This window comes from Methylocystis heyeri, assembly GCF_004802635.2.
Lineage (GTDB): Bacteria > Pseudomonadota > Alphaproteobacteria > Rhizobiales > Beijerinckiaceae > Methylocystis > Methylocystis heyeri.
On sequence record NZ_CP046052.1, the window covers coordinates 3,408,458 to 3,424,348 of the forward strand.

Consider the following 15,891-nt stretch of genomic DNA (forward strand, 5'->3'; position numbering starts at 1 on the left):
CGCCGCGCTTCAAGACATTGAGCATGTTCCGATCCAAAAACCGCTACGCACTTTTTGGGAACATGCTGCGCGGCGAAGGCATCGCCGACGAATTCATTCGCATCGTCGACGATTATGTGGCCCGGCGTTTTGGCGCGGGTCCGGCTTGAGCGAGGTCGCGGCGGATCTGGCGCGGGCGAGGCGGCGGAACAAAGCGGCTCAGCTTTCCAGAATCAGCGCCAGCGTCCGCAGCGCCCGCCAGGCGTGGCGCTTGAGCGAGGGGGTTTTCCGCATGGCGGCGAGGCCGGGGGCCGGCACGGCGACGACGGTCTCTGCGCCGGCCTGAAGCTCGAATTTCCGCGCATAGAGCCGCGCCGGCGATTCGGCGCCGCCCAGCACGATCCTCGCCGTGTCTCCCAGCAGCAGAACCGCTTTGGGCCGCGCCAGCGCGATATGCCTGAGCGCAAAAGGCGCCAGCGCCGCCGTCACATGCGGCGCGAGCGGCTGCCCGCCGGCCGGGCGCCATGGCGAGAAATAAGCGTAATAGGCGCTGGTTCGGCCGCGCCCGATCGCCGCCATCATGGCGTCGAGCAATCGCGCCTCGGCGCCGCTGAAAGCCTCGCCGCCGCTTTCCTCAGCCTCGCCCGGCGCGTAATCGAGCGCCATCAAAGGGGCTGGACTGCCGCTTGAAAACAGAAAATGCCGGGCTCTGGAGGCGCGCCCGCCCTCGAAACCGGCGAGTCCTTCCCGCAATTCCTCCAGCGTGGCCGCTGCATTCGCAATGGTTTCGGCCTCCTCGAGCGCAGCCTGCGGCGTCAACGGGGCCGCAACGTTCAAAGCCCGCGGCGGGGCTTCTCGCGTGACGGGGCCCGGAGGAGGCGGCGCCGGCGAAGATTCGGGCGCCTCGGCGGCGGCGATCTCATATTCGGCTTGCGCAAAGCGGTCGTGCGGGCTCTCATCGAGCGCGAAGTCGACGCCGATGGCGCGGTAATATTCCAGCAGCGCCTTCAAGGCCTGCGTTTCGTCGAGAGCCCCGCCCGGCATGGCTCCTCAACAGCAGCGCAGGGCGCGCGAGCCGCCTTCGCCGAAGCGCCGCGCCTGCCGCTCCAGAAAAAACTCCTCGCGCGACATCACCGGCTCGCCGGGATGGCTGGCCCGGCGATGAGCGGCGTAGGCGTCGTAATCGGGCTGTCCGATCATCAGATTGGCGCCCGAGCGCAGTTTCTTGGCGAGGCGGGAAAGATCAAGCCGCAACGGTCCGCAGTTCAGGCAATCCATCCGGCGTCTCCCTGGTCGTGACGGCGTCGCTGCGCAGGGCCTGGCGGATGGCCGCAAGGCCGAAGCCGCCCATGGCGAGCACCAGCGCGATGAACAGCGCCGCGCAGGAAATGTCGACATAATCGTTGAAGATCACGCGCTGCATGTCCAGCGCGGATTTGGCGGGGGCGAGAAGCTGATTTCTGGCCAGCGCGTCGGCGTAGCGCCCGGCATGGGCGAGGAAGCCGATGCGCGGATCGGGATGGAATATCTTCTCCGCGCCCGCCGTCAGCGTGCAGACATAGAGCCAGGCCGCGGGGGCCGCGGCGACGAAGGCGTAGCCTTCCCGCTTCATCCGGAACAGCACCACCGTGCACAGCGTGAGGGCGATCGCCGCCAGCATCTGGTTGGCGATGCCGAACAACGGCCACAGCGAATTGATCCCTCCGAGCGGATCGACGACGCCCTGATAGAGAAACCAGCCCCAGCCGATCACGGCGAGGCCGGTCGCGATCAGATTGGGAGCCAGCGCGCGGGTGTTGCGGAAGCCGGGGACGAAGTTCCCCACGAGATCCTGGATCATGAAACGCGCGACGCGCGTGCCCGCGTCGATGGTGGTCAGGATGAAGAGCGCCTCGAACAGGATCGCGAAATGATACCAGAAGGACATCGCTCCCGAGCCGCCGACCGCGGAGGCGAGGATCTGCGCCATGCCCACCGCCAGCGTCGGCGCGCCGCCGCTGCGCGAGAGAATGGATTTTTCGCCGACCTGCGCGGCGATGTCGGTCAAAGCCTGCGGCGCAATGGGAAAACCCCAGCCGGACACGACATTGGCGACCGCCTCGGGCGTCGATCCGATCACGGCGGGAGCGCTGTTCATGGCGAAATAGACGCCCGGCTCCAGCACGCAGGCGGCGATCAGCGCCATGACGGCGACCATCGACTCCATGAGCATCGCGCCGTAGCCGATGAAGGGAATCTGGCTTTCGTCGGCGATCATCTTTGGGGTGGTGCCCGACGAAACCAAAGCGTGGAAGCCCGACACCGCGCCGCAGGCGATGGTGATGAAAAGGAAGGGAAACACGCTCCCCGCGAAAACCGGCCCGGTTCCGTCGATGAAACGGGTCACCGCAGGCATATGGAGCTGCGGCCATATGAAACATATGCCGAGCGCGAGCGACAATATGGTGCCGATCTTGAGGAAGGTGGAGAGATAGTCGCGCGGCGCCAGCAGCAGCCACACCGGCAGAACCGCGGCGATAAAGCCATAGGCGATCAGCATGAAGGCGAGGGTCTCGCCCTTGAAGGTGAACAGCGGGCCCAATACCGGGCTTTCCGCGACGAGGCGCCCCGCGGCGATGCTGGCGAGAAGCAGAACGAAGCCGATCAGCGACATTTCGCCGATGCGGCCGGGCCGCAGATAGCGCCCGTAAACGCCCATGAACACGGCGATGGGCAGGGTCGCGAAGACCGTGAAGCAGCCCCAGGGACTGTCCGCCAGCGCTTTCACCACCACGAGCCCCAGCACGGCGAGCAGGATGACCATGATCGCGAGAATGCCGACCATGGCGATGAGCCCGGCGGCGGAGCCCATTTCGGTCTTGATGAGATCGCCGAGGGAACGTCCGTCGCGGCGCGTCGAGATGAACAGCACGAGGAAATCCTGCACCGCGCCGGCGAAAATGACGCCGGTCATCAGCCACAGCGCGCTCGGCAGATAGCCGAGCTGTGCGGCGAGCACGGGGCCGACCAGCGGCCCGGCGCCGGCTATGGCCGCAAAGTGATGGCCGAACAGCACGATCCTGTCCGTCGGGACATAATCGAGCCCGTCGTTGTGGCGATGGGCCGGGGTTTCGCGAGCAGGATCGAGCCGCAGGACCCGCCTGGCGATGAAAAGAGCGTAATAGCGGTAGCCGATCAGATAGACCCCCACAGCCGCGGCCACCAGCCACAGCGCATTCACTTTTTCGCCCCGCGCCGTGGCGAGGGTGAAGAGCGCGAAAACCGCGGTCGCGCCGACGGCGCTCCAGAGCAGGGCGGAAAAAATACGCTTGAGCATTCGAAACCCTCGGCGAAAAAGCCTTCCCGCCCGGGGGAGCGGCGGCCGCTATTAGTCTAGTGAGCAGGTCAAGGAATATTCTCGCCGGCGCGCCGCGTCCAGCCCGAGCTGCGCGGCTGGGGCGCATTCGAGCGCGGTCTTCCGCCTATCTCGCCCTGGCCGCCCAGCTGGGAGGCGCGGAAGTGAAATCCAGCTCCCAGTTGAACCGGCCGATCACATTGTCTCCGAGGATCAGCGGCGTGCGCCCGCCGAGCGCCTCGCGCAGAAAACCGAAGTCGTAGACCAGCGCATAGACATCCCGCAGAACGCGGCCGCCTCCGAGATCGATCTGTTTTATTTTGTATATTTTCGCCGCCAGATCCTTGCCCGCGGCTTCGGTCGCCTTGCCCCGAGCTTTGACCAGCGTAAACATTTTCTTGTGCTTTGTTACAAATTGCCGATCCACCGCGGAAATTTCGGCGCCTGAATCGAGCAGCCCGACCGCCGCGACGTCTCCCAGTCTCAGTTCGACGCCGACCAGACGCTGGTCCGGCCCCAGCAATTTGAACGGCGCAGCCTGGCCGGAGGCGCCTTTTTCTCCAAAGAACACGAGCTCTTTGCGGTCGAAGTCGAGGGTGAAGCGCGCGCCTTTGAAAAAATCGAGCCCCAGCAGGTCGTCCCCGTCGCTCGCCGGACAGCGGGCGACCACATATTTCGACCTGCCGATATTGGCGCCCTGGTCGGCTTTGAGCTCCACTTTGCTCGCTTCGACGTCCTCGCAGCTCGTCGTGCGGCCAGAGGCGCCGGTGGAGCCGCTTTGGCCGAGAGAGGGGAGGTCCTTGTTCCAGGGCGCGAGCGTGATGCGCGTGGCCGAGGCCCCGGTGTCGAGACGCATCGAGCCGATGACGTTTCCAAAGCGAACGGGAACATAGATCCGCCCGCCGCCGTAATCGTTCTGAGTCAGCTTGATGGGAACCACGGAGCGGGCGGTCTCGGCGCCGGCCGGGGCCGCGCCCAGCCCGGCGAGGGCGACGATCGAAGAAAAGCCCTTCAGCAGTTTCATGGCTCTTGATGTCAAAGCGCGCTCCGGCGAAAGAAAAATCCTGCGCCCAGTCATGGCGATCTGCGGCCTGGAATCAAGCGGGCCGGATGGGGACGGACGTCAGGCGGTTTATCCCTCGACTTTCAGGCCTCCCGTTTGAGAGGCTTTCGCTTTCGATTGGGGCCGAGCGAAGAGCCGTCAACCGCCATAAAAACGCCGCCGGGCTTCCTGTTCTATGTCGAGTCGCAACTGAATATCGGCGAGTTTTTTCAATTCACGTCTACGCGCTTCCTCGTCGGGAGCGGCGCCCAATACGCGGGTCTGCTCTTCGACGGCTTTGCGCAATTCGATTTCTCGCGGCAAGGCTCCGGCTTCGGACATGATGCGGAAGCCGATGGCTTCCACGCTGTTATCCCCGCTCAGATGCAGAGGTTTTCCTGCGCCCTTCAGGTTTTCGAATTGACCCTCGAGTTGAGCCTTTAGAATTTGCCTTTCGGCCAGAAGGGAAATTTTCACCGTTGTTCGTCCTCCGGTCCAGGGGCAACCAGAAATCCTCGCTCCAGCTCGTTGAAAACGGGCCAGAACATTTCCAGACCGTGAGGTCCGCGAGCGCCGAACGCCGTCAGGGCTCCGGTAATGGCCAGCGCGGCGGGTAGCGGCGTCAGATCGGAACGGAACGCGCCTTGCTGCTGCCCTATCGTGATGATCTCGGCATAACGGCGGAGCCAATCATCAGTGAAGGAATCGATCATTGCGGCGACGTCCGGAACAGTTCCGCCGATCTGTCTGAGTTGAGCCAGGCAAGCCGCCAATTCAGGACGGTCACGCAGGCTGTCGTGATATGCCTGCGCTTCGGCGCGAAGCTGGGCGCCTGCAGGCCTCTCCGCATCTGGGGGCGGCGGCAATCTGGCAAGAAAGTTGTCTCGCGTGGTTTCAGCGATCAGCGCAACCAATGCGGCCTTGCTCGGCACATGAAAATGCAGGGTTGAAATGTTGATGCCCACGCGCGCCGCGACGTCTCGGGTCCGCAGCGCCGCATACCCGTGTTCAAGGATCAGCGCCCGCGCCGCTTCGGCGATCATCGCCCGGCGTCCGTCTTTGCGAATATAGGACTGCTTTTGGTCATGACTCGGCATAAATCAATCATATGATTGATTCGTCGCTTCGGCAAGGCGCTGTATTATCCTGCGCTCGACGGGGCGCGATTCCCCGCCTCATGTTCTTTTCGAAAAACCACTGTGCATTTTTCGGGACCTATCCGAAGTGGAGCCCGTTCGGCGCGGGAAATGCATTAAACCAACAACTTATAGTGTTTTCGAGCAAAGTGGATACCCGGTTCAGAAAACAAAGGTGGAGCAAGGACTCTAGGATTGCGGCTCGGCCAGGGGCGGATATCGCCGGCGGACGCCGCGTCCTTCGGCGCGCCCGCGTTTGTCGAAATGATCCCATCCGGACGACCACACGCCGGCCTGGACTCCGAGCCCGACTTCGGGATTTGCGGCGAGATAGCTCTCCTCGTCGAAATGCTCCTCGGTAAAGGCCTTGTCGAAAGGGAACGACGGACGGAAAGGCTCGGGGGGATCGTCCCAGCGGCGCAGAGAAATCTTTTGATACAGCCGCAGGTCGTGACGGTGATGGTGATGCAGAAATCTTCTCAGCTCGGGATGGTCGAAGATCGAGGGGTCGAAGCAGTACTGCGCCTTGTTCACGATCGGCAGAGACTTCCTCGCCTCGCTCTGATGAAAGCCGAAATAATCGACGAGGTCGAAGAGGTTCCGCTCGGTCGCGATGAATTTATAGGAAGCGAGCCTCGCATCGACTTCGCTCTCGCTCAGCCTGTCGAAATCCTCGCCGATCACGAGGCGGGACTGAAGATTCAAAAACAAATTGCGCCAGTTCAGGAGCAGCTTGATCACCGACGTGGGATTGCTGAAATCGGTCGTCATCACATCGGCGTCGATGCGTTGTTCGTGCAGGCTGTGCCGGTCGAAATAGTCCAGCGATTTCGAACGATGGAAGCTGTAGTTCAAATGAGAGCAGATTTGCGCGACCGGCTCCCTGACCGCCGAAAGAAAATCGATTTCCCGCCCCAGCCCCGCAAGGAGATGGCGGAAAACATCACAGCCGAGATGGCCGCTGATCCAGTCGCTACGCCGCGCCGTCTCGAGAAATTCCGGCTTCAGCGCATGAAAATGGAAGGCGTCGACCCCGAGCGGAGACAACCCGCCGAGGATCCGGTTGATTGTCGTTCCCGCCGTTTTGGGAACATGGACATAGACCAGCAGAGGCGCTTCGGAAGCCGAACTCAATAAAGGAAGCTCCTCACACCGCGAAATTTGGTCGGCGGCTCAGCCGTTCGGCGGCGCGCTCTCTCCTGAACCGAAAGATATCAAAGACCGGTCCGCGAGAATTTGTCCTGTATATGTCTGGACTTGTCCGGTTTTCGAGATCGGCGTCGGCCCGCCTGAGGCTGTATCTGCGCTCAAATCGGGAGCGGTCGAGGATTGCGGAGGCGACCGCTATTCGAATAAGCGATCGATCGCGAAGGCGGCATTTTTCAACCGGCGGCCGAAGCGTCCAGAACGAGCGCCGGAAGCCCTTCATGAGCGTTCAGCCTCATCCGTTTTGCCGGCAAAGCGGAACCCATCGCATTCCACAAAAAGGCCTGGGGGCCCCGAGTGCAGATGCTCGAGCGTTACCGAGCCGGCCGGCGCGCCGGAAACGCGCCGGCGCGCGTGCGGCCTCAAGCACTCTTGACCCCGTCGCCGTTGATGCGGCCGAGCCCGTTGGGCGTGCGCGGCGTCGGAACCACGAAGCGTGGCCGTTCCCGAACCATTTTGTTAATGGCCGCAAAATCGAGCTTGCCCGAACCGAGCACGGGAATGCTCTCGACATTGATGACCTCGGCCGGGATCATGAGGTCGGCGGCGCCCTTCCCCTTTGCGAAGGCGATGAAATCGGCCCGCGTCGCGCTCTTGTGCTCGGTTGCGAGAACGACGCGCTCGCCCTTGCGGTTGTCGCTTTCCGCGACCGCGGCCGAGCGCGCGTCGGGCCACAACTCCCCCGCGAGGGCCTCGACCGCCGCGAGCGACACCATCTCGCCGCCGATCTTGGCGAAACGCTTGGCGCGGCCCTTGATCGCCACGAAGCCCTCGGCGTCGATCGAGACGATGTCGCCGGTGTCGTGCCAGCCCTCGGCAGGAGGCTGGAGCACTCCGGGGTTGTCGGCCATCAGATAGCCCAGCATGACATTGGGTCCGCGCACGACGAGCCGGCCGCCGTCGGCAACCCCCGGGACAGGCTCCAGGCGGCATTCGATCCCCGGCATCAGCCGGCCGACGGTGCCGAATTTGTTGAACATCGGCGTGTTGAGCGCGAGCACCGGGGCGGTTTCGGTGACTCCGTAGCCTTCCAGAATGCGGACGCCGAATTTCTCGCCCCAGGTCGCGCGGGTGGCTTCCTTGACCGGCTCGGCGCCCGCGACGACGTAGCGGATCGAACGGAAGTCGTAGGAATTGGCGGTGCGCGCATAGCCGGTGAGGAATGTGTCGGTGCCGAAGAGGATCGTGGCGTTGGAATTGTACACGAGCTCCGGAATGATGCGGTAATGCAGCGGCGAAGGATAAAGATAGATCGGCACCCCGGAGACGATGGGCAGAACGAATCCGGCCGTCAAACCGAAGCTGTGGAAGATCGGAAGGACGTTGAAGACCTTGTCGCTGCGGCCGAAATCGATGCGCGCCGCGGCCTGGGCGGCGTTGGCGAGGATGTTGCGATGCGACAGCACGACGCCCTTGGGCGTCCCCTCCGAGCCCGAGGTGAAGAGTATCGCCGCGGGATCCTCCGGCCGGCGCCGAACCAGCGGGCGGCCATGGAGCAGCACCCCCCGCAGCTTGTCCCAGAGCGTCACGCCGTCCCGCAGATCCTCGAGGTAGATGATCCGCATTTCCGCGCCGAGCGCCTCGATCAGGTGCTGGAGATTGCCCTTCTCGATGAAGGCGCGCGAAGTCACCACGGTTTTCGCCTGCGCGCTCTGCAGCCCCGAGAGTATGCTGGCCGGCCCCGCGGTGAAATTGATCATGGCCGGCGCGCAGCCCGCCGAAGAGAGCGCGAGCAAAGCCACGCCCGCGCCATTGGCGTTGGGCACGAGCAGCCCCACGGCGTCCCCGGGATTCGCGTAGGCCGACAGTTTTTCTGCGAGCACGCGCGCGCCGATCAGCAGCTTGCGATAGCTCAGCTGCCCGCTTACCGGGTCCTCCAGCGCGATGCGCGAATGGCCGTGCTCCTTGGCCGCCCTGGAGACGGCGTCGAACAGGGTTTGTTCGGTGTCGCTGGTGCGAAAAATCAGATCCGACATGGCGTGATAGAGCGCCGCGCCCGCGGCCTGCCTGCGCGCCCTGCCCTTGAGGTCCTGATCGACGGCGAGCGGAGCGGGCTCCAGCGCCGTCAAAGTGAATTTTGGCAGCCAGCGCCGCCGGACCTGCGCCTTGTTCAGGCGCGAAAACACCGTCGTCTCGGGCCCCTCGATCCTCACCGGCACGACCTTGGCGCCGGATTTGTCGGCGATGAGGGCCGCGCCGTCATAGACCTTCATGAGGCTTCCGGTCACGGTCAGCCTGCCTTCCGGGAAGATCACGAGGGTTTCGCCGCTTTTCACGAGATTCACCAGCGCTCTCGTGCCCAAAGGCTTGGTCGGATCGAGCGGGACGGCGCGCACGAAACGCAGGAAAGGCTTGACCCACCAGGCCGTGGCGATGGTGCGGTCGATCGCGAACACAGGATTTTTCGGCAGGATCGCGAGCGCCAGCGCGGCGTCGAGAAAGCTGACATGGTTGAGGGCGATGATCGGATTGGAGCCGGCCGCCTCGAAATGCTCCAGGCCTTTGGTCTCCAGGCGATGAAAAACGCTGAAGAAGACATAGAGGAAGTCCTGGAGCGGCGAATCCACGACGGCCTCGAGTATCCACCAGGCGCTGAGGCCCGACATGGCCCCGACGCAAAGGAAGATCGACCACACCGGGGCTCCCTGCGCTTGCGCCGCGGCGACGATCACGCCCCCACCCACCATGAAGGCGGCGTTGAGCACATTCACCGCGGCGATAACCCGCGCGCGCTCCTGGGGCGGGCAAAAAGCCTGCAGCGCGGCGAAGGCGGGTACGACCATCAGGCCGCCGGCTATCGAGAGAAGAACGAGGTCGATCAGCGCGCGCGTCGCGGCGGGCTGCGCGAAATATTGGGCCGGAGGCAGCAGCGCTTCCGATGCGCCCGGCGGATCGAGGGCGAGAAAAAGTCCGAGGTCGATGGAGGCGACCGCGATGATCGCCGCGCCGACGGCGGCGGGCAGCAGCGCGATGCGGCCGTGCAGCAGCCAGGCCGCGATGGCGGAGCCGACCGCTATTGCGATGGCGAAAGCCGCGAGATGGATCGTCACCACCGGGCTGGACCCGTGCAAAGTCTGGGTGACGAGCGGCGGCAGCAGTGACATCGCCACCGCGCCGATCAGCCAGAAGATGCTGGTGACGATCCCCAGACGCCACAGCCTGGGCTGGCCCTTCAGATGAACCAGCAGCCCCGCTGTCGAGCGCAGGATGTTCTTGTCGATCCGCAATTCGGGATCGGCCCGCGGCGTCGACGGGATGAGCCGGGCGGCCGCGTAGGCCGCGAGCGCGAAGCTCATCATGCCGAGGGCGATCAGGAGATTGTCGCCGCCGCCTTCCATGGCCAGCCCGCCCGCGATCGTCCCGGTGAGAATGGCGAGAAAAGTCGCGCCCTCGACCATCGCATTGCCCGCCGGGAGCTCCTCCCGCGCAAGGCAATCAGGCAGGATTCCGTATTTGACGGGCATGAACAGCGCGCCGAGGAGTCCGAACAGGAAAAGAGCCAGGAACAGGATCTCGGTCGAGCCCAGCCAGAAACCGGCGGCGCCCACGGCGGCGGCGGCGATTTCCGCCAGCTTGAGCCGGCGCGCCACCAGCGCCTTGTCGTATTTGTCGGCGAGCTGTCCGCCCAGCGCCGAGAACAGGAAATGCGGCGCGATCAGGGTCACCCCCGCGAGGGTTACGAGCGAAGCGCCGCTGTCGCCGCCGATTTTGAACAGAATAAAGAGGACCACCGCGTTCTTGAGGAAATTATCGTCGAACGCAGCGAAAAACTGGCACCAGAACAAGGGCGCGAAACGTCGCGTTGCAATCAGCGGCTTTGGCATGGGGGTTCCGTCGCAAAATGCGGGAGGGGCGATTCAGCTTACGCCGATCGGCTTTAAAGATGGGTTGCGTTCACCCGGCCGGGTAGTGCCGCGGGGCTCCGCGACAAAATGTAATTTGCCGCCGGGCCGGTTTCGGGGCATGAATTTGCCCTCGGCTCCCCGCATTGGATGGAAAGTTGCGCGTTCCGCCTGCTTACAAACATCGGCCAGCCCTACTATGAACGTTGTTCAATCTGTGATAGCGCAATCGCCAACGCCGCTCAAGCACAATTTGAACGTCGTTCAGACTAATTCCCGACAGAGCCCAGAGATTGACCGAAATTCAAGAGAGCCTCCCCGATAAAGCCGCCGCCCGGCGCGAGTTCCACCGCTCCAGGGTGCTGGATGCCGCGGAAGCCATCGTCGCGGAGAAGGGCCTGCCCGGCCTCAAGGCCCGGGAACTCGCCGACAAGGCCGGCTGCGCCCTAGGCGCCATCTACATCGCCTTCGAGGACCTCGACGAACTCGTCCTGCGCGTGAACGCAAGAACCCTCGCTCTGCTCGAGGCCGCTCTGGCGCCGCCGCCCGAGGTCCTGAAAAAGAAGAAGGAGCTGAGGCGCCTCGCGCTCGGATATCTGCGTTTCGCGCGCGCCAACGCCCCGCGATGGAAAGCGCTTTTCGAGCACCGGCTGCCCCCGGAAAAGCCTCTGCCCGAGTGGTATTTCGCCGAGCGGGAGCGGCTGTTCCAGCTGCTCGAAGCCCCTCTCGCGCGTCTGCTGCCTCAGGAAGATCCCGATCAGCGGCGCCAGAAAGCGCGCACGCTGTTTTCCGCAGTTCACGGAATTGCGTCGCTCGGGCTGGAGGAAAAGCTGGCGCCGACCCCGGAGGCGACGCTCGAAGCCCAGCTGTGCGATTTCATCGAGATCGTCCTGCGCGGCCTGAGCGACGATTGAAGCGGGCGGGAACGGCGCTTGCCATTTGCTTTGGAGCCTGAAATAGCAGGCCGATGATCGACGTCCTGATTTTCTTTGTCGGCGCCTGGGCCGGCGCGCAAAACGCGCTGGCGGGGGGCGGCTCGTTCCTTATCCTCCCGACCCTGATGCTTTCGGGGCTCGACGCCCGCGCGGCCAATGTCACTTCCTGCGTCGCCCTGTTTCCGGCTCAGATCGCCACCGGCTGGACCGGGCGGGCGCTGGCCGCGGGCGCCAATGGCCTGTCCCTGAAAGTCCTGTTTGCGATCAGCGTCGTAGGCGGGGGCGTCGGGGCCGTGGTCCTGTTGATAACCCCTTCCGCCTTTTTCAGCCGCCTGCTGCCCTGGCTGGTGCTGTTCGCGACCCTGATTTTCGCTTGGGGCAGCTTCTTTCGTAAAAAGACGGAAACCCCACGCCGCCTGAGCGCCAGAGGCGCGGCCGCAGTCCAATTCCTGATCTCGGTCTATGGCGGCTATTTCGGCGGCGGCATCGGCTTCATGATGATGGCGGCCCTGACCCTCGCCGGGCAAAACGCGCGCGTCGCGGGCGCGACCAAGAACGTGCTCGCCGGCGTCATAAACGCGGCCGCCGTCGCGATCTTTCTGTTTGCGCCGGACCTGCATATGCGCCAGGCGGTCACGACTTCGCTCGGCGCCGTCATCGGCGGCGTGGTCGGCGCGAAAATGCTTCACCATATCGACGAAAAGATCCTGCGCGTTTTTGTGGTGATCATCGGCGGCGCTCTCACCGTCGGCCTGTTTTACCGGGCGGCCTGACCTTCTGGCCGGCGACGCGCCGGGGATCCTCCTTACCCGATGTTAAGCGCCTCGGCGCAGCCTCTCCGGCGCGTTGCGCTCGCGGGGCCGGGCGCCGGAGAGAGGTTTTCATGAGAGATCAGGCGTTGGAGGAAGTACCTCTGGTGTCTCTCGGCGAAGATCGCCTTGGAGACGAAGCCCTGACGGCGTTGAAGGACTGGACCCGAAACTTTCTCATGAGCGATCATCGCGACCTCGGCCGCGACGGCAATGTCTGCCCTTTCACCTCGATGGGCGCGCGCATCGATACTCTGCGCTTCGGCGTGAGCGAAGCGGGGCCGGGCGAATATGAGCGCGTGCGGGCCGAGCTGCGCCGCGCTTTCTTCCAGTTCGAGGATATTCCTCATCCGGCCAAAATGGGCGCCTATCGGGCCATCCTCATCGCCTTCCCCAACTGCCGGAGCGCAGAAGGCGTCAAGACGCTGGCACGGGCGCAAAAGAGCCTTCGCCTCACATCCTTCATCCGCGCCCGCATGATCGGCGTGTTCTACCCCGACGCGCCGGAGCCCGGCCTGTGGAACAAGGATTTCAGGCCCTTGCGAGCGCCCTTGCCCCTGGTCGCGATCCGCTCCCTGGTCGCAGCCGACGCCGCCTTCGTCATGCGCCACCCGCCGCTGGCCTTCTCCTACCTCTATAATTTCCCTCTTGCCGGCCCGCGCCTTCTCGCCGAACAGGCAATGCGAAAATCCTGACATGGCGATCGCCGCACTCGATCGATCCACTGGACGAAGCGCCTTCCGCGACGGATCCGTCATGCCCACGCCGCGAGCGCCTGGAACATCCTGGGACATCGCCGTCGTTCGCGACCGCGACGGCTTCGAGGCGCTCGGCCAGGAATGGAACGATCTCTTCGCCCGCGCGGGACACCCGGAGCATCTGTTCCAGGATCATCGCTGGCTGAGCTGCTGGGCCGATCACTACCTCGGCGACGCCGTCGGTCTTCGCATCGTCACCGGCCGTTGCGACGGGCGGCTGGCGATGATCTGGCCGCTGGTCGAGACGTTCCGCTTCGGCCGCCTGACGCGGTTGGGATGGATGGGAGAGCCGGTCAGCCAATATGGCGACGTACTGCTGGAGCAGGGCCCCCGATCTCAGGAATTACTGGCTCTCGGATGGCAGGCGGTGCGGGCTCTGGGCGCCGACCTCGCAATCTTGCGCAAGACCCGGGGCGACTCCAATGTCGGCGGCCTGCTCGCCCGCGTGGCGACGTCCTGCGAAAACGCCCAAGCGCCTTTCGCAGATCTCGCCGGAAAATCGGCCGACGCTCTGGCGCGGCGTTCGCCAAAGGCTCAGTCGTCCCGGCGCAGACTGTTGCGGCGCCTGCATGAAACGGGCGAAATCGCGTTTTGCGCGGGCGTGGAGGGAGCCGAGGCGGAAAGGCTCATCGGCGCCGCATTCGCCATGAAGCGGGAATGGCTGCTGCGCCGGGGCCTTTATTCGGAGCCGATCGAAAGCGGCGCCATGCCGGATTTCTTTCTCGACCTCCTGCGGCGAAAGCCGGGCCCGGTCGAGACGCTGGTCGACGCCGTCCTTCGCGACGGAGAGCCTGTCGCGGTCGGCGTGACGCTTTCCTGCAAGGGGGCGTGCTTCGGGCATTTGCTGACCCATGACCCCGCCTGCGAAAAACAGGGCGTCGGGATTCTGCTCGCGGATCACGTCATGAAGAGCTGCCTTGCGCGCGGCATGACCCGTTACGACATGCTGGCGCCTTTCGATCCCTATAAGGCCGAATGGGCGGATGGAGCGGCGCCGGTCGCCGACTGGGTCGTCGGCTTCTCGCCTCCCGGAAGATTGTTGGCTCGCGTCTGGAGCGGCGGCCCGCGCCAGAGGATCAAGACGGCGCTGAAGAAAATGCCGCCGCCGATCGGACGCGCATTCTGGCCCCTGCTGCGCAGGATAAGGGGGCGTTGAGAGACACGGCCCCCGCGCGCCCTTTCCGCCTTACTTCATGGCTTTTTCGATCTCGGGCAGCAGGGTGAGCGCAAAGGCCTGAGCGCTGAGCGGTCCGACATATTTATAGGCCACCGTGCCGTCGCCCTTGATGATGAAGGTCTCGGGCACGCCATAGACGCCGAAGTCGATGGCCGTGCGTCCGGACAAATCCGCCCCTACCGCGGCATAGGGATTGCCGCCGTCGGTCAGGAACTGCACCGCATTGGGCGCTTCGTCCTTGTAGGACAGGCCGTAAAGGCGAACGCCTTTTTCCTTCAGGGCGGCGTCGCGCCCGATCGCCATCAGCGTCGCATGTTCCTGATGACAAGGCCCGCACCAGGACGCGAATATGTTGACGATGCTCACATGGCCCTGGCGGAGTTCGTCGTCGGAAAAGCCCGGGACTCCGGCAAGGCCCTGCACTGCGGGAAGCGTAAAAGGGGGCGCCGGGCGGCCGATCAGGGCTGAGGGCAAGCGGGAAGCGTCGCCGGCGAAAAGCCTGAACAGAAACACCGCCGCCAGCAGCAGGAAAACGACGAGCGGCAGCAGCCGCAGCAGCGAGCGACGGGCCGGGCCCGCATCCCCTGTCTCCAATCGGCTCACGCGTCGTCTCCTTCAGACTGGTTGAGGCGGCCCAGTTCCTCGGTCAGGCGGCGATGCTCGCTGACGATGCGCCATGCGAGGCCGCCGACCACCGAAAAGGTCACGCCATAGGCGAGGACGATATAGATCCAGTTGGCGTCGCTGAACATCGTGGTTCCTCGGGAATGACCGCAAGGGTCTGCGGGTCGGGCTTAGGGCCTGTAAAAAGCGGCTGTCCTTAAAAATCAGAGCGCGCCGGCCTCCAGCGCGCCGCTTTCGCTCTCGCCGGCGCGGATTTTGTCCATGGTCAGCCGCGCGATCCGCCGCCGCAGGATTTCATTGCGCAGCGCCATGAAGTGCAGCGTGAGAAACAAGGCGGAGGCGCCGAGCGCCATCACCAGCAGCGGCCACAGCATGGAGCCGGAGATGGTCGACCCGCCGGCGCGGAAGACCGAAGCGGGTTGGTGCAGCGTGTTCCACCAGTCGACCGAAAATTTGATGATCGGAATGTCGATCAACCCGACCAGCGTCATGATCGAGGCGACGCGCGCGCCGCGCGGCGTGTCGTCCATGGTCTGGCGCACCGCGATAATGCCGAGATACAGCAGGAAAAGCACGAGAAAGGAGGTGAGGCGGGCGTCCCACTCCCAATAGGTTCCCCACATCGGCCTGCCCCAGAGCGATCCGGTCACGAGGCAGGTGAAAGTGAAGGCGGCCCCGAGCGGAGCGGCTGTCTTTTGGGCGGCGTCGGCGAGCGGATGGCGCCAGACCAGCACGCCGAGCGAGGCCGAACTCATTACGATATAGGCGAACATGCCGAGCCAGGCCGACGGCACATGGATATACATGATGCGCACGGTCTCGCCCTGCTGGTAATCGGGCGGAACGAGAAAGAACGCCGCATAGAGGCCGACGCCGAGCAGAAGCGTGGATGCGCCGACCAGCCAGGGCAGCGCCTTGTCCGAAATCGCCATAAACCGGGTCGGATTCACGTAGTCGAGGAAACTGGCCACGCCCTTGATGCTCCCTTGAGGACCGCTGCGTCCCCTGTAGATACAGCGCCGGCTGCGGTCCAGAGAAGGGCCCGCAGC

Annotated in this window: 16 protein-coding genes; 5 read left to right on the plus strand and 11 right to left on the minus strand. The window is 64.4% G+C overall.

Features of this window, described 5'->3' with window-relative positions:
* Positions 1-23 precede the first annotated feature (23 nt).
* Entirely contained in the window at positions 24-149 is a 126-nt protein-coding gene (locus H2LOC_RS21965) for a hypothetical protein (RefSeq protein ID WP_281350519.1), read from the plus strand.
* A gap of 49 nt (positions 150-198) precedes the next feature.
* Here H2LOC_RS21965 and H2LOC_RS15505 read toward each other — a convergent pair whose 3' ends face one another.
* The 8 genes from H2LOC_RS15505 to H2LOC_RS15540 form a co-directional block, all read right to left on the minus strand.
* The gene (locus H2LOC_RS15505) at positions 199-1,023 is read right to left on the minus strand and encodes a uracil-DNA glycosylase family protein (RefSeq protein ID WP_136498064.1); all 825 of its coding nucleotides are present in this window, start codon (positions 1,021-1,023) and stop codon (positions 199-201) included.
* A gap of 6 nt (positions 1,024-1,029) precedes the next feature.
* Positions 1,030-1,257: a YbdD/YjiX family protein gene (locus H2LOC_RS15510; RefSeq protein WP_136498063.1), complete on the minus strand. Its 228-nt coding sequence runs from the start codon at positions 1,255-1,257 to the stop codon at positions 1,030-1,032.
* Positions 1,223-3,295 (minus strand): carbon starvation CstA family protein, encoded by a 2,073-nt coding sequence (locus H2LOC_RS15515; protein ID WP_136498062.1) that lies wholly within the window; start codon positions 3,293-3,295, stop codon positions 1,223-1,225. Before H2LOC_RS15515 ends, H2LOC_RS15510 begins: the two co-directional genes overlap by 35 nt.
* A 145-nt stretch (positions 3,296-3,440) precedes the next feature.
* On the minus strand, positions 3,441-4,337 hold the full coding sequence (locus H2LOC_RS15520; protein WP_136498061.1) for a pepsin/retropepsin-like aspartic protease family protein: 897 nt from the start codon (positions 4,335-4,337) through the stop codon (positions 3,441-3,443).
* Positions 4,338-4,514: 177 nt separating this feature from the next.
* Entirely contained in the window at positions 4,515-4,832 is a 318-nt protein-coding gene (locus tag H2LOC_RS15525) for a DnaJ family domain-containing protein (protein ID WP_136498060.1), read from the minus strand.
* Positions 4,829-5,398: a TetR/AcrR family transcriptional regulator gene (locus H2LOC_RS15530; protein ID WP_202620474.1), complete on the minus strand. Its 570-nt coding sequence runs from the start codon at positions 5,396-5,398 to the stop codon at positions 4,829-4,831. The genes H2LOC_RS15525 and H2LOC_RS15530 overlap by 4 nt, the downstream gene beginning before the upstream one ends.
* A gap of 282 nt (positions 5,399-5,680) precedes the next feature.
* Positions 5,681-6,625, minus strand: coding sequence for a hypothetical protein (locus tag H2LOC_RS15535; RefSeq protein ID WP_136498058.1), 945 nt, complete (start codon positions 6,623-6,625; stop codon positions 5,681-5,683).
* A 434-nt stretch (positions 6,626-7,059) separates the two neighbouring features.
* On the minus strand, positions 7,060-10,521 hold the full coding sequence (locus H2LOC_RS15540) for an acyl-[ACP]--phospholipid O-acyltransferase (protein ID WP_136498057.1): 3,462 nt from the start codon (positions 10,519-10,521) through the stop codon (positions 7,060-7,062).
* A gap of 311 nt (positions 10,522-10,832) precedes the next feature.
* Between H2LOC_RS15540 and H2LOC_RS15545 the strand changes: the two genes are divergently transcribed.
* From H2LOC_RS15545 to H2LOC_RS15560, 4 genes are all read left to right on the plus strand, one after another.
* On the plus strand, positions 10,833-11,453 hold the full coding sequence (locus H2LOC_RS15545; protein ID WP_246206855.1) for a TetR/AcrR family transcriptional regulator: 621 nt from the start codon (positions 10,833-10,835) through the stop codon (positions 11,451-11,453).
* Between the two features lie 53 nt (positions 11,454-11,506).
* Complete coding sequence (locus tag H2LOC_RS15550; RefSeq protein WP_136498056.1) at positions 11,507-12,247, plus strand: sulfite exporter TauE/SafE family protein; 741 nt, start codon at positions 11,507-11,509, stop codon at positions 12,245-12,247.
* A gap of 110 nt (positions 12,248-12,357) precedes the next feature.
* Positions 12,358-12,978, plus strand: coding sequence for a DUF6875 domain-containing protein (locus tag H2LOC_RS15555; RefSeq protein WP_136498055.1), 621 nt, complete (start codon positions 12,358-12,360; stop codon positions 12,976-12,978).
* Positions 12,979-13,039: 61 nt separating this feature from the next.
* Positions 13,040-14,197 carry a GNAT family N-acetyltransferase gene (locus H2LOC_RS15560; RefSeq protein WP_162009782.1) on the plus strand — a complete coding sequence of 386 codons (1,158 nt, stop codon included), beginning with the start codon at positions 13,040-13,042 and terminating at the stop codon, positions 14,195-14,197.
* 30 nt (positions 14,198-14,227) lie between these two features.
* On the opposite strand, the gene H2LOC_RS15565 is transcribed toward H2LOC_RS15560, so the two are convergent.
* The 3 genes from H2LOC_RS15565 to H2LOC_RS15575 all read right to left on the minus strand — a co-directional run bounded on the left by H2LOC_RS15565 (position 14,228) and on the right by H2LOC_RS15575 (position 15,813).
* The gene (locus H2LOC_RS15565) at positions 14,228-14,821 is read right to left on the minus strand and encodes a DsbE family thiol:disulfide interchange protein (RefSeq protein WP_246206856.1); all 594 of its coding nucleotides are present in this window, start codon (positions 14,819-14,821) and stop codon (positions 14,228-14,230) included.
* Positions 14,818-14,970, minus strand: a complete 153-nt coding sequence (ccmD, locus tag H2LOC_RS15570; RefSeq protein WP_136498053.1) for a heme exporter protein CcmD — start codon at positions 14,968-14,970, stop codon at positions 14,818-14,820. Before ccmD ends, H2LOC_RS15565 begins: the two co-directional genes overlap by 4 nt.
* A gap of 75 nt (positions 14,971-15,045) precedes the next feature.
* The gene (locus H2LOC_RS15575) at positions 15,046-15,813 is read right to left on the minus strand and encodes a heme ABC transporter permease (RefSeq protein ID WP_343040033.1); all 768 of its coding nucleotides are present in this window, start codon (positions 15,811-15,813) and stop codon (positions 15,046-15,048) included.
* Between the last annotated feature and the right edge of the window lie 78 nt (positions 15,814-15,891).

Excerpts from the sequence above, each read along its gene's own strand:
- H2LOC_RS21965 (WP_281350519.1), top strand. The coding sequence starts at position 24 with ATGTTCCGATCCAAAAACCGCTACGCACTTTTTGGGAACATGCTGCGC.
- H2LOC_RS15505 (WP_136498064.1), bottom strand. The coding sequence starts at position 1,023 with ATGCCGGGCGGGGCTCTCGACGAAACGCAGGCCTTGAAGGCGCTGCTG.
- H2LOC_RS15510 (WP_136498063.1), bottom strand. The coding sequence starts at position 1,257 with ATGGATTGCCTGAACTGCGGACCGTTGCGGCTTGATCTTTCCCGCCTC.
- H2LOC_RS15515 (WP_136498062.1), bottom strand. The coding sequence starts at position 3,295 with ATGCTCAAGCGTATTTTTTCCGCCCTGCTCTGGAGCGCCGTCGGCGCG.
- H2LOC_RS15520 (WP_136498061.1), bottom strand. The coding sequence starts at position 4,337 with ATGAAACTGCTGAAGGGCTTTTCTTCGATCGTCGCCCTCGCCGGGCTG.
- H2LOC_RS15530 (WP_202620474.1), bottom strand. The coding sequence starts at position 5,398 with ATGATCGCCGAAGCGGCGCGGGCGCTGATCCTTGAACACGGGTATGCG.
- H2LOC_RS15540 (WP_136498057.1), bottom strand. The coding sequence starts at position 10,521 with ATGCCAAAGCCGCTGATTGCAACGCGACGTTTCGCGCCCTTGTTCTGG.
- H2LOC_RS15550 (WP_136498056.1), top strand. The coding sequence starts at position 11,507 with ATGATCGACGTCCTGATTTTCTTTGTCGGCGCCTGGGCCGGCGCGCAA.
- H2LOC_RS15555 (WP_136498055.1), top strand. The coding sequence starts at position 12,358 with ATGAGAGATCAGGCGTTGGAGGAAGTACCTCTGGTGTCTCTCGGCGAA.
- H2LOC_RS15560 (WP_162009782.1), top strand. The coding sequence starts at position 13,040 with ATGCCCACGCCGCGAGCGCCTGGAACATCCTGGGACATCGCCGTCGTT.
- ccmD (WP_136498053.1), bottom strand. The coding sequence starts at position 14,970 with ATGTTCAGCGACGCCAACTGGATCTATATCGTCCTCGCCTATGGCGTG.